This is a genomic window from Aeribacillus sp. FSL K6-8394, assembly GCF_038008865.1.
Classification (GTDB): Bacteria; Bacillota; Bacilli; order Bacillales; family Aeribacillaceae; genus Aeribacillus; species Aeribacillus composti.
Window position 1 is genome coordinate 502138 of sequence record NZ_JBBPAA010000001.1, and the last position, 13762, is coordinate 515899.

The following is a 13762-nucleotide window of genomic DNA, read 5'->3' on the forward strand; positions in this document are numbered from 1 at the left end:
GTTTCTAAAACATTAATGGGGGCGTCAATAAGCCGTAAAAACGACTTATTAGAACCCCCTTTTTTGCTTGTTATACGTTTAGTAGAAGTTTTCTTGAGGGTAGAAGCAAAAACTAATGATGAATTTTTTCGGTAAAGTTTATTATCACTTTCCTTCAAATGAATTATCACAAAAAACTCCCAATCAATGCGGTTGTAGGGTGAATTCTCATCCACTATGATCCACATGATTGGGAGTATAAGTCTGACTGTCAAACACATTTTTGTTATAAAACCGATTTGATTGTGTTTTTACCTAGCCGATGCCGTTTTTCGTTTAAATATTTCGGCATCAAGATCATATAAAAGAAAAAGACGAAAAGAATGATAAGAGCCATACCGTAATAAAGTAAATCGATGTTTCGAATGATGTTTGGAAACAATAGTGCAATACATAAAAGCGTAGCAGACTGCGCAAACATCATTAACGGGTCGATCCATCCGCTGACACGTCCCATTAGCTTTGGATGAACGATATTCGGAATCCAACCGCCAATTGCTACGTTCACAGGACCGATGCACATGCCGATCAAAAAAATAATCAACAAGTAAAATTCTACTTCATCCACAAAACCAAGGAGAAAAACAAAAATGCTTGTCAAAAATATCGGTGTAACAAACATTGGAAACGGTTTTATTTTTTTAGCAAAAAATGTTGAAACTGTACTGCCGACTAAAAGGCCCGCACCGAGAAAAATGGCAAATAAAGATGAATACATTTCATAAGAATTCGGTGCCAACTCATATTTCATTGTAAATAACGGAAGAACGGCAAAACTTCCTTGAACAAAGCCGAAAATGAAAAAACCAAAAATAATGAGCGATAAAAGCCGATTATGTAAAATGTACCGAATACCTTCCAAAAAGTCGGAAACAGCGGATGATATATGTAAACCTTTCCATGACACTCGACCGTTTGGTAGCCTTGCTGATTTAGGGATTTTACACGAGCGAATGAGCAAGGCGGAAAGAACGAAGCTTATTAAATCAACTAATACGGCCCCATGAATTCCAACTGTTCGATAAGCCAATGCCCCTAATCCAACGCCAAACACTAAAAAAATGCTGAAAAGTACTTGATTCAAACCTGAAGCTTGCGCATATTGATCTTTTCGCAAAATAGCTTGTACTAAACTAGATTCGGCTGGATAAAAAAATTTCGTGACAGCACTCCGCAAAAACAAGATGAAAAAAATGAGCGGAATCGAATTTGTAAATAAGGCGAAAAACAAACATGCAGTCATAATTGCACGAATCCAGTCGCAGTTCTCTGCCACCTTTTTTCGATCGAAGCGGTCTGCTACTACACCGACAATGACAAAAACAAATACAGTCGGCAAAGAATACATCAGCTCAGCAATAGTTGCGTAATAAGGTTTGCTGCTAAAATGCTCCAACAAATAAAAAGCAAACGCCATATTGCCAACTGTTGAACCCATTTGTGAAGCAAGCGCTGCAAAAAACAATTTGACAAAATTGCGGTTTTTAAAAATATCCATTGCGACTCCCCTTTAACTGACACTTACAGTAGCTATTATAATTTACCTAATTCAATATGAACATCTTTTTTTCATATTTTGGTTAGAGAAATGAAAGCCAAGTACTTTTAAGCCGGTTAAAAGAGAGGATTATTTGGAATATAATGTAAACAAGGTGATTTCTGGAACTGCCAAAAAACGAAAGGGCAGTCTAGTTGTGCCCAACCCGCGATTGACATAAAGCTTCGTATGATCAACAGTATAAAAGCCCTCCGAAAAGGATTTTGCATAAGGAGGCGTGTAAAGCGGACCTATAAAAGGGATTTTTACTTGTCCTCCATGGCTGTGTCCAGATAATTGGAGATCAACATTGTAATTTTTTGCTTGAAGCACTGTATCAGGTTCATGGACTAAAAGAATAGTAAAAGAGTTTTTGTCAATATTGCCCATTGTTTGTTGAAAATCAGGTCTTCCAAGCATGACATCATCAAGGCCGGCGACAATCAATTTGCTTCCGTCAATCAGCTGTATCTCTTTTTTTTCATTTTGCAGTAAATGAAACTCTGCATTTTGTAATATATTGCGATAAATATCAGTGCCGTATCCGCCGTGATCGTGATTTCCATAAATTGCATATTTTCCAAAGTCGGCACGGAGGCGTTTTAAAATCGGGGCAATCTGATGCACAGCGGGATAACTGTTCGGCTCATCGATTAAATCACCAGTAAAAACAATTATATCCGGGTTTAGACGATTGATTTGATTGACGATCCGTTCCAGATTTGCAATTGTAAAGTCGTTATTTAGATGTGTGTCGCTGAATTGAACAATTTTCAAACCATCAAAACCTTTTGGTATTTTTGGATGAGAAACATTTATTTTTTTTATTTCTAGTCTTCTCGGTTCAATATATCTTGAGTAGATGTATAAACCGCTGCTCGCGAATAAACTGCACGCAGCCGTCCAGAAAAAATGCTTTAAAAATTGTCTTCTTGTCAACTTATTCATTCTTACCAACCATTTCAGTTTTTATAGCAATCGAAAAAATTATAACATAAAACTTTCAACATCTTGTTTAATGTTTTTTGACAAATCTTCACATGCACGTTTTTTCTGATTAACTATTTTGTTATCATCTATGGACAACATTAAAACAATCATTTGGAGAATATGATGAAAAAGGTTTAACTCTTCTGCTGGAGCGAGAAAGTCTTTAGGAATTGAGAAATGAATGGTGTAATTTTCATAAAACATAAAGGGCAGCTATGTAATGATTTAAATTTCTAGTAAAATGCTATTAAGGAAGGAGGATTAAAATGGTGTCACTTTAAGGGAAAAACCTATTGTAAGAGGAAATGATGCAAGAAGATTTATTAATAAAGCAAAAATTAATAACAGGCATTTGAAAGATAGAGCAAAAAATAAAATAAAAAATTTGCAAAGAGAAGGTATTGGTAATGACAAATATCTTCATAAAACCTATTGAATGAAAAGATATGGAAAAAAATAATAATGAGTCAATGATTATTAATGAAATGATGATACTGATTCATTTAAAACCAATAAAAATCAACAGTCTAGTTTTGAAATTGATAAAAAGAAAAAGTAAATTCGTTTATGTTGAATAACTAATTCAAATAATTTTAGAGGACACCTCAAAATCCCCTATTCGAATCAGCAAGTGAAAAACTCCATCCTTTTAAATATATTTTCTGCTTAGACGATTTTCTCCGTGTAGAAAAAAGTCATTTTGATGAATAGTTTTATCTGGACCCGTCATACTTATGGAAGCAATCACTTCATTTGCAAAGTCGTAGATCAAAAGCAGCAGTGCTGAAGCCTTGATGAAACTCGTTCAAACAGATTGTAAATTGTTGAGATTAATGCCGTTAATTGTTTTTCGTTCATTCCTGTATATCTCTATCGGTATTTTAGCCAGAACACTCTAATTTCTTTGTTTTCCTTCGGTCCGATGATTTTCGGCTATTTTTCATTTGCAAACGGTCTGTTCTTTTATTGCTCGGTTTTCTGCTTGTATGGTCATTGAAAAAACAAACTACTTTGTTGATTGTGGAAGCGGGCGCAAAACATAAAATCAATTGAGAGGCCAACCGTTGCATCCAGGATGGGCCTCATTCCAATTATGTAAAAATGGGAATGTAGCAAATGCGCAAAAAAGGTTCTTCAACATTTTCTAATGTTCCAAATAATGTTATAATCATGTATCATATGAGAGTACAAGAAGCGGAGAGATGCCCATGGACCCACTAGATGTCATAACTAATACCGAAAAAATTGTGCCTTATTATCAGGCGATTTTTAGCGCAGATGAACAAAAGGTGATTGGCTACGAAATTTTAGGCAGAATTCATATGGAAGGGGAATACAAAAGCTTAGGCTTTTTTTTCCATGATGATTCGATCCCTGAAGAATACCGAATGGAAGTAGATGATACAGTCGTCAAAAAAGCATTGGAGGAAATGAAAGAACTGGATGATGATCTTTTCATTTTTATAAACAGGGATCCAAATCTGCTTATGATCGATCACGGCGAAAGCTTTTTAAATTTGCTGCTGGAAGAAAAAGAGAAAGGGCTTGATTTAAACCGGATTGTTCTGGAAATTACGGAACACAATTATTTAGGAGATATCGAACAGCTCCATCATTTGCTCACTTATTACCGGACTTACGGAATCAAAATTGCGATTGACAATATTGGGAAAGAATCGAGCAATTTGGACCGCATTGGGTTATTATCTCCTGATATTTTGAAAATCGATTTGCAGCCATTAAAATTAGCTTCACCCAGCCAATCGTATTTCGATGTTTTGTTTTCGATTTCACTACTTGCGCGCAAAATCGGTGCGACGCTTTTATATGAAGACATCGAGGCAAACTTTCAATTGCAATATGCGTGGAAAAATGGCGGAAGATATTATCAAGGATATTATCTTCATTATCCGGAAAGAGAATTTATTGATCGATGTGTTCTAAAAGAAAGACTGCAGCAGGAATTCAACCATTTCATTCAATTTGAAAAGAAAAAGCTTGAAACACTTTATTCATATTCCGACCAGTTTCATCAGCGGGTGTCACAACTAGTGAACAAATATAAAAAAGCTGTCAGCCAATTTGACGAATTAATTACCCATTTAGCAGAAGAGCTTGGCGACATGAGCTTTCGTATTTATATTTGTGATGAAAACGGGTTTCAAAAGTCAGGAAATATTTTCCGAAAAGAAGACCGATGGATTTTTCAAAAAGAATATTATATGAAAAATTGGAGCTGGCGCCCGTACTTTTTAGAAAATATTATTCGCATGCGCGTCAACAAAAAAGGGTTTTTAAGTGATTTGTATAGTGATATCGAAACAGGGGAGACGATCCGCACGTTTTCCTATCCGCTTGATGACGATCATTATTTGTTTATCGATATTCCATATTCTTATTTATATGAACAAGACGGTCTCCTTTGAATAAACCCCCCTTTTTTCTCAAATAATAGAGAAAAAGGGGGGTTTTTATGCAATTTACGAATTTGATCTTCGGCGGTGTTTTTTTGTTAGTTTTGCTTGTTGGCCTGTTTTATACGTTACAAGTGGGCAGCCAGATGGAAAAAAGGCAAAGCGAGTATGATACAGAAGTAAGCGAAAAAGTTGAAAAGCGCCCGTATATTCGAAATCCGATTTTTATTGCTTATATCGTGCTGATTGCATTTGCGCTTTTTTATATTTTTTATATTAGCTTTTCAACTACTTGGTAGCCATAACTTCGCGTTATGGTTTTTTCTATTAAAGGAAATTTTGTTTTGAAAAATTTTTTTATAAAAAGTGTTGACATCGATATTGATAATCATTATCATTATAAATGTAAGACGAAGTAGTTCACAGACGTCTTGAAGTGAAACATCGCGGCTAAACCCCCGCTCCCCCTTTGTTACACATTCGGACGAGAAACCCGGCTTTGGAGGCCGGGTTTCTTCTTGTGCGCCCGGCATGGGTGTAATCTATAGGGTGAAAGTCCCGAGCTGCGAAGGCAGAAGTAGCAGTTAGCTTAACGCAAGGGTGTCCGTGGTGACGCGGAATCTGAAGGAAGCGAGCGGCAAACTTTAAGGTCTCTCGGAACACGAACTTCATATGAGGCTAGGTATCACTGGGTGAGTTTGCAAGACAAAACAAAGCCCTTTCTGCCGAAGGTGATACAGAGTAAATGAAGCAGATGGATGGAAGGAAAGATTACACTCTTACCCGGGGAGGTCTGGCTGGCACGCCAAGTAACCTTGGTAACCTATCTAGTGATAGATAGCTGAACAGTCAGAAGTCAGCAGAGGTCATAGTATTAGTTGGTCTAGAACAACTAAGAAGGACCGAACAATTAAGAGAGAATAGCCCTTGGCATTCAGTGAGTCATGATGAACACAGAAAACGTAGTACCTCACTTGAGGGAGGAAGCGGTGAATCCCGTGGGAGATCTCTTGGAGGGTGGAGTGACCACTGGCATAAAGAGAACAGCTATTCACGGAAGTTATAAAGACTTGCGTCAATTATCTTAATTGAACCGCCGTATACGGAACCGTACGTACGGTGGTGTGAGAGGACGGGAGTTAATCGCTCCCTCCTACTCGATTCTCTTAAAAAAAATGATAATTGACAAGGAGAAAGGATGGTATTATATTATATTTGTATAAGAAAATGATAATCATTATCAATTTAGAATAAATTGGAGGTTTTCCATGATCCGCCTATACACAGATCGTTTACAAATTTCCTATGGCAATCGACTGATTGTGAAAGATATGAAAATTGAAATTCCAGATAAAAAAATTACAACGATAATCGGTTCCAACGGCTGTGGAAAATCCACTTTGTTGAAAGCGATAACTCGGATTATTCCGCACCAATCCGGTCGAATTATTCTTGATGGCGAGAGTATTTTAAAGCAGGATACGAAAGAACTGGCGAAAAAAATGGCCATACTTCCTCAATCACCAGAAAGTCCAGCCGGCCTTACCGTTGGAGAGCTTGTATCTTACGGCCGCTACCCATATCAAAAAGGCTTCGGCAGATTAACAAAAAAAGATCTTGAGGTCATAAACTGGGCTTTAGAAGTTACGAAAACGGCCGATTTTAAACACCAGCCAGTCAATGCGCTGTCAGGCGGTCAAAGACAGCGTGTCTGGATAGCGATGGCGCTTGCTCAAGAAACGGACATCATCTTTTTGGATGAACCGACCACTTATTTAGATATGGCGCATCAGCTTGAAGTACTAGAGCTTCTACAGCAGTTAAACAAAGAGCAGGGGCGGACAATCGTCATGGTGCTTCATGATATCAATCAAGCAGCTCGTTTTGCCGATTATATTATAGCATTGAAAGACGGACAAATTATCAAAGCCGGGACGAGTGACGAAGTAATCGACTGCAACGTGCTGAAAGAAGTATTTCAAATTGATGCTGTAATAGGACGGGATCCCCGAACAGATAAACCAATATGCATCACGTACAATCTAATAAAAGGAGAAGAAAATCATGAAAAAACGTCTTATTCCAATTCTGTTCTTGTTGGTTCTCATAGTTAGCGCTTGTGGTAATAAAAAGGAAGACAGCGCTGAAAAGAAAGAAGAAAAACCTGAAACGATTACATATCAATCGGAAAACGGTCCTGTTGAAGTCCCGGCTAATCCTAAAAGAGTCGTTGTTCTCTCGTCATTTGCCGGAGATGTGATGTCTTTAGGAGTAAATCTCGTTGGTGTTGATTCTTGGTCAAAAATGAATCCGCGCTGGAAAGACAAATTGAAAGATGTTGCAGAAGTATCTGATGAAGATTTAGAAAAAATCATTGAACTAAATCCGGATTTAATCATCGGATTATCGACGATTAAAAATGTAGATAAACTGAAAAAGATAGCGCCTACTGTTACGTTTACTTATGGAAAAGTCGATTATTTAACACAGCATATAGAAATTGGCAAGCTTTTAAATAAGGAAAAAGAAGCAAGAGAGTGGGTCGAGGATTTCAAAAAAAGAGCTGAAGAAACAGGAGAAGAAATTCGCGCGAAAATTGGAGAAGATGCAACTGTTTCAGTCATTGAAAGTTTTGATAAGCAATTATATGTGTTTGGGAACAACTGGGGAAGAGGAACAGAAATTTTATACCAAGCCATGAAGCTAAAAATGCCTAAAAAAGTGGAAGAAAAAGCTTTAAAACAAGGTTATTATGCTTTATCGACTGAAGTGCTTCCAGAATTTGCAGGGGATTATTTAATCGTCAGTAAGTATTCGGATGCTGATAACTCTTTCCAAGAAACAGATACTTATAAAAACATACCGGCTGTCAAAAACAATCGCGTGTTTGAAGTAAATGCTAATGAATTTTATTTCAATGATCGACTGACATTGGAATATCAGCTTGAATTCTTTCGAGAAAAATTTCTTGGAAAAAAATAAGTAATAAGAAGAAGAGAAATTCAGCAGGCATGAATTTCTCTTCTTTCCATCTATAAAATAGAAAAATAGAAGAGATGAGATGTATGCTAAAAAACGATTCCGCTTCATTTTTCTTTAAATTCATATTCGCAGTCATTTTGCTGATTGGTTCGTTTTTTTTAGCGATGGTGTTTGGAGCGGCAGACACTAGTGTAAAAGATGTTTGGCTGGCGCTAACGACAGATGCGGCTGGTAAGACGATTGATATGATTCGGGAAATTCGTCTTCCGCGCGAAGTCGGTGCTATTTTTGTCGGCGCTTCTTTATCAGTAGCCGGAGCAATCATGCAAGGATTGACTCGCAATCCATTAGCAGATCCAGGATTATTAGGGCTGACAGCCGGAGCAAATGCTGCACTCGCTTTGACAATTGCCCTTTTTCCAAACGCAAATTACTTTAGTATGACCATTGCGTGCTTTATTGGAGCAGCAGCTGGCGCCTTTTTAGTTTTTGGAATCGGTGCGGTAAAAAAAGGAAGGATTTCTCCTTTTCAAATCGTTTTAGCGGGGGCTGCTGTGTCTGCTTTTCTTTTTGCCGTCGCGGAAGGAATCAGCTTATATTTTAATATTTACAAAAATGTTTCGATGTGGACAGCTGGAGGACTTGTCGGTGCAACATGGAAACAGCTCAAGATCCTCATACCGATTGCTCTCGTTGGGATCACCATTTCTCTTTTTTTCTCAAGGCAGCTGACCATTGTAAGTTTAAATGAAGAAGTGGCAATCGGGTTAGGACAAAAAACGGCACAAATAAAAATGGTGCTGTTTATCATCATTATATTGCTTACTGGTGCATCTGTAGCCCTTGTTGGGAATATGGCATTTATCGGTTTAATGGTTCCGCATATCGTCCGTTCGGTCGTAGGGGCCGATTATCGTTATATTCTCCCAATGTCTGCGATATTCGGCGCCTGCTTTTTATTAATCGCTGATACGCTTGCCAGAACGATTAATGCTCCTTACGAAACACCAGTGGCGGCCATTGTTTCCTTTTTAGGTTTGCCTTTCTTCCTGTTCATTGTGCAAAAAAGGGGGAAAGCTATCACATGATCATACATCCGGCAATTGTTAAAAAGCAGCGGCTGATCATACTTGTTCTGATTCTTTTAATTGCTGCAACGGCCATCATCGGAATGGGATTAGGCACCTCCTCCGTCTCGATGAATCGCTTGCTTCCAACTATTCTCGGCCACGGGACGTTTAAAGAGGAGTTCGTTTTATTTTCCGTCCGCTTGCCGCGGATCATTGTGACCTTATTGGCAGGAATGGCTTTGGCGGTTTCCGGGGCGATCTTTCAAGATATTACTAGAAACGATTTGGCTGAGCCGGGGATCATTGGGATTAATGCCGGAGCAGGAGTAGCTATTGCAGTGTTCTTTTTATTTTTTCCAATTGATGTCGGCTCATTTGTGTATTTACTGCCAGTCGCAGCTTTTATCGGCGCTCTTTTAACGGCAGGGGCTATTTACGTTTTTTCTTATGATCGAAATGCCGGTTTAAACCCCGTTCGATTAGTCCTTATCGGTGTCGGCTTCGCCATGGCTTTATCAGGAACCATGATCGTCATTATTTCTTCTGCAGAACGGCAAAAAGTTGATTTTATCGCCAAATGGCTGGCAGGGAACGTTTGGGGGGCAGATTGGCCGTTTATTTTGGCAATTTTACCTTGGATTGTCATTTTGATTTCGTTTATTGCTTTCAGAGCTCAACAATTAAATTTATTAAGTTTAAACGATCCTTCTGCAGTCGGGGTTGGCTTGAACATTGAGAGGGAGCGAATTACGCTTTTATTGGCTGCTGTCGGGCTTGCCGCAGCTGCGGTTTCTGTAACGGGAGGTGTAGCGTTTATCGGTCTTTTGGCACCCCATTTAGCACGGTCAATGATTGGTCCCCGCAATCAACTTTATCTTCCGATTGCGATTTTGTTGGGAGGGTGGCTTCTACTACTAGCCGATACAATCGGGCGAAACATCGCACTTCCGGATGGTGTCCCAGCGGGCATTATGACAGCTTTAATCGGGGCGCCCTACTTTATCTATATTTTATCAGTAGCATTGCATTAAGTTAATTTTAATTTGTCAAGCCTAATTTTATGTTAAATTTCATCTTTTTGGATATAAAAAAACTCCTTATAATTAGGATTGGCAGTCCTATCCAAATCCTAAGAATAAGGAGAAACCATTATGGATAAGAATACCACAGAATCCACAATAAATGAACTATTTAAAGAGATCGATCCAATAACTTTTTCAAAACTAATTAATGTGATTGACGTTGACAAATACATTAAAAAATTAACGGTGTATAAGTTTTTACAACTTTGTATCATCGCTCAGATAAATGAATTGGAAAGCTTAACAAAATTGGCCAAACATTTGAAAGACAAGGAAGAGTTGCAGACATATCTGGAATTTGATGCAATTAGTACTTCGCAACTTTCTCGCAAATTAGGCCAATTATCCCCTCAACTGTTTGAAAAAGTATTTAAATATCTGGTCTTAAAGATCCAAGGGCAAATGAAAAATGCCCCGATCATCCGAAACATTGGTCGTCTTCTGGTCATTGATTCTACCACGATGAGCATGAGTTTGAGCCAATATCCATGGGCAACTTTTCGTAAGACAAAGGCTGGTGTTCGACTCCATTTAAAGGTTGTTGTAACGAAGGATATCACTGTTCCGGATCAAGGGATTATCTTACCCGCGAAACATGCCGATCGCACACAGATGGACGAACTCATTGAAATCGATCCAAATGCGATTTACTTGTTTGATCGAGGGTATGTCGATTACAAACAGTTCGACCGCTTATGCCGAGAAGGGGTGCGATTCATTACCCGGCTTAAAAAGAACGCAGAGATTGAAGTTTTATCGGAACGGATTCCCAATCCAGAACGTTTGATTTATAGGGATCAGATTGTCATTTTAGGAAATGACCGTAATCATACCAAAATGACTCATCCTCTCCGATTGATCGAAACGGTCGACAGCGAAGGGAATCCCGTGATCATCATAACCAATTGCTTTGATCTTTCTGCGGAAGAGATTGCAGATTTATACCGATATCGCTGGAAGATAGAGACCTTCTTTAAATGGATGAAACAGCACCTTAAGATAAAAAGATTTTATGGAAAAAGTCAAAATGCCGTTTACAATCAAATTTGGATCGCCCTAATCACCTATTGCTTACAGGCCATGCTCCAATTAAAAGTGAATCACGATGGTCCTTTATTAGAGATCAAGCGAACTTTACAGAATCTGCTTTTTAAAGGTTTTGACTGTTTTGTTCGCTCCCTTTTTAAAAAGCCAATTCGAACGTCCAACGGTCGGAAAAAATACCATTGGGAAAAAGATTTTGAAACCATCGTGTACCAATTTGAAGAAGGGGAGGTGGAACACCTAGACGATTTAGTTTATGATCCAATGTTTCTGTAATATATTACCAAATTGTGGAAATGGACTGCCGATTAAGACGTCATTGTCCTTTTAAGCTTGCTTAGAAAGATTGTATGTCTGAATATTCAGTTACATGAAATAACTGGAATTTTTATTGAGCTTGACAAACATTAAATTTTTTTATGCAACGCTACTGATATTTTATTGAAAAAATCATCATGATCGAGGCACTGATAGTAATTTAGAATAGACAAGCGAGAATCTTCCCCTTTTTAAAGGGGAGATGAATCGCTTTTTTTATATTTTATAAAGACTATATGTGGTTTATTAAAGATTGAAATAATTGGTTTTTTTGTATATTTTTGATATACTATATGTATGAAGAAAACAAATTTAATTCACGCAAGAACTTGTGTTTATAATGTTAATTATCATATTGTATGGTCTGTGAAATATCGAAAGAAGGTTTTGACACAAGAGGTTGAGTTATATCTCAAGAAAATTTTTAAAGAGATTGCAGAAGAAAAAGGTTTTCTGTTGCAGATGGTAGAGGTGGGTGAACAAGATCATATTCATGTATTTGTATCAGCTCATCCAAAAATAGCACCTTCTTATATTGTCAAAATGTTAAAAGGGATTTCAGGGAGAAAAATTTTTCTGCAATTTCCTGAAATCAAACAAAAATTATGGAAAGGAGTATTATGGAACTCTAGTTATTATATTGAAACCGTTGGCTCTATTAGTGAGGATGTCATAAAACGCTATATTGCTAACCAAAAGAAAGGTGGTGACTAAATGAAAAAGGTATCGTATTTCACCTATAAAGCGAATCGAACCAATCAAATCATCTTATATCACTTGTGTTATGCCAGTCGTAAGTTATGGAATGTGGGGAACTATGAAAAACGGAATTGGTCGAAAGAACAAGGTGTACCGTTCCCGAATTGGTATGAACAGAAAAAACGATTAAAAACACATTTTTGGTATAAACAATTACCTGCTCAATCAGCACAAGAGGTCTTAAAAGTCTTGCAAGAAGCGTGGGTGTCTTTTTTCAAACTAAAGGAAAGCAATGGAATAGATAATCCACAACCACCACGATTCAAACATCAAAACTTTAATGTCCGTTTTCTAAATAACAGTTTCAAATTGGTGGAGAACAATACCAAAATTCGTTTACCCATTCCAAAGGCTCAAAAAGCCTTTTTAAAAGAAACGTATGGATTGGAAGAAAGTTATCTTTATATCCCGATTCCGAAACATATCGAAATCGAAAAGATAAAACTGATTGAAGTGAAACCCATCAGTCGAAAAGAATATACGATTTATCTGATTCAAGAATACAAAGATGTACCATTGAAACAAAAGAATAGCACGAAATTTTTATCGATTGACTTAGGGATTGCCAATGCGATGACTTGTTATGATTATCAAGGAAAAGCACACATCATTTCAGGAAGGCAATGGCTATCCGTTGAACGCTACTTTCATAAACAAATCGCCCATTTTCAAGCGATTGGTTTCGCTCAACAATGTGCTAAAGGAATACAATACCCGAAACCTTCCAGACGTGTGTTACAACTTTATCAAAAGAAAAGAAAACAAGTGCATCACATGTTGCATTGTATGACAAGAAAAGTGATTGATATTGCTCTGCAACAAGGAGTCGAAACGATTGTGATTGGTGACATTACAGGTATACGAGAACAAGCGAAATTCAACAAGAAAACGAATCAAAAATTGCATGGTTTTCCGTATGCGAAAATCATTCAAATGATACGGTATAAAGCGCAGGAGCAAGGAATAGATGTTCGTTTATTAACCGAAGAATACACCTCTCAAGCATGTTCAGTATGCCAAATGTTCCCTTGTGAAGAAAACGCAAAGCCGAGTAATCGGATTCATCGAGGGTTATATGTATGTAACGACTGTCATACAACCATCAATGCGGATGTGAATGGTGCTATCAATATCAGCAAAAAGTATCTGAAAGAGATTAAGGCTTTATCTCAATCAGTAGTGGTGTTGGACACGCCGACTGTGTATACGTTTAACGGACAACAGTTCGTTGCGTAGAACAGGAAGCTCGTCATTTCAATTACGAGTAGTTCACAATCAGTGTAAATAAACACAATTGCCGGAGCCAGAGGAACTGAATGCAGCGGTTCGAACGGTGATGTCATTTAATCGACTTGGTTAATTAAACAAAAAACAATCTGCACATGCTCCAGCTTCGGGCTTCTGATTCGATTTCCAGCTTCTTGTAATTGAAAGCTGCGAAAAAAGGAATATTATTTTTCATGATGTAAGCAAATTTCGACATAATTTTAAAGCTGCTCATTATATGTTATGGTTAGGATGTTTTTT

General features: G+C 37.7%; 11 protein-coding genes. 9 read left to right on the plus strand and 2 right to left on the minus strand.

Going from position 1 to position 13762, the window contains the following annotated elements; all coding sequences use genetic code 11:
• Window positions 1-265: 265 nt before the first annotated feature.
• Both NSR00_RS02295 and NSR00_RS02300 read right to left on the minus strand, forming a co-directional pair.
• Window positions 266-1537, minus strand: coding sequence for an MFS transporter (locus tag NSR00_RS02295; RefSeq protein WP_340786705.1), 1272 nt, complete (start codon window positions 1535-1537; stop codon window positions 266-268).
• A 129-nt stretch (window positions 1538-1666) separates the two neighbouring features.
• Window positions 1667-2524, minus strand: a complete 858-nt coding sequence (locus tag NSR00_RS02300) for a metallophosphoesterase (RefSeq protein WP_340786707.1) — start codon at window positions 2522-2524, stop codon at window positions 1667-1669.
• Between the two features lie 1250 nt (window positions 2525-3774).
• Here NSR00_RS02300 and NSR00_RS02305 point away from each other — a divergent pair.
• From NSR00_RS02305 to NSR00_RS02345, 9 genes are all read left to right on the plus strand, one after another.
• On the plus strand, window positions 3775-4992 hold the full coding sequence (locus tag NSR00_RS02305; RefSeq protein ID WP_445659495.1) for an EAL-associated domain-containing protein: 1218 nt from the start codon (window positions 3775-3777) through the stop codon (window positions 4990-4992).
• A gap of 47 nt (window positions 4993-5039) precedes the next feature.
• Window positions 5040-5279, plus strand: a complete 240-nt coding sequence (locus NSR00_RS02310; protein WP_094245557.1) for a hypothetical protein — start codon at window positions 5040-5042, stop codon at window positions 5277-5279.
• 969 nt (window positions 5280-6248) lie between these two features.
• Window positions 6249-7094 (plus strand): ABC transporter ATP-binding protein, encoded by an 846-nt coding sequence (locus NSR00_RS02315; protein WP_340786710.1) that lies wholly within the window; start codon window positions 6249-6251, stop codon window positions 7092-7094.
• Window positions 7045-7962, plus strand: coding sequence for an iron-hydroxamate ABC transporter substrate-binding protein (locus NSR00_RS02320; RefSeq protein ID WP_144598347.1), 918 nt, complete (start codon window positions 7045-7047; stop codon window positions 7960-7962). Before NSR00_RS02315 ends, NSR00_RS02320 begins: the two co-directional genes overlap by 50 nt.
• Before the next feature lie 83 nt (window positions 7963-8045).
• Window positions 8046-9050: a FecCD family ABC transporter permease gene (locus NSR00_RS02325; RefSeq protein ID WP_340786712.1), complete on the plus strand. Its 1005-nt coding sequence runs from the start codon at window positions 8046-8048 to the stop codon at window positions 9048-9050.
• Window positions 9050-10063, plus strand: coding sequence for a FecCD family ABC transporter permease (locus tag NSR00_RS02330; RefSeq protein ID WP_340789117.1), 1014 nt, complete (start codon window positions 9050-9052; stop codon window positions 10061-10063). Before NSR00_RS02325 ends, NSR00_RS02330 begins: the two co-directional genes overlap by 1 nt.
• Window positions 10064-10183: 120 nt before the next feature.
• Entirely contained in the window at window positions 10184-11434 is a 1251-nt protein-coding gene (locus tag NSR00_RS02335; RefSeq protein ID WP_340786714.1) for an IS4 family transposase, read from the plus strand.
• 339 nt (window positions 11435-11773) lie between these two features.
• Window positions 11774-12190 carry an IS200/IS605 family transposase gene (gene tnpA, locus NSR00_RS02340; RefSeq protein ID WP_094246129.1) on the plus strand — a complete coding sequence of 139 codons (417 nt, stop codon included), beginning with the start codon at window positions 11774-11776 and terminating at the stop codon, window positions 12188-12190.
• On the plus strand, window positions 12191-13471 hold the full coding sequence (locus NSR00_RS02345) for an RNA-guided endonuclease InsQ/TnpB family protein (RefSeq protein ID WP_094246128.1): 1281 nt from the start codon (window positions 12191-12193) through the stop codon (window positions 13469-13471).
• The last annotated feature ends 291 nt before the right edge of the window (window positions 13472-13762 follow it).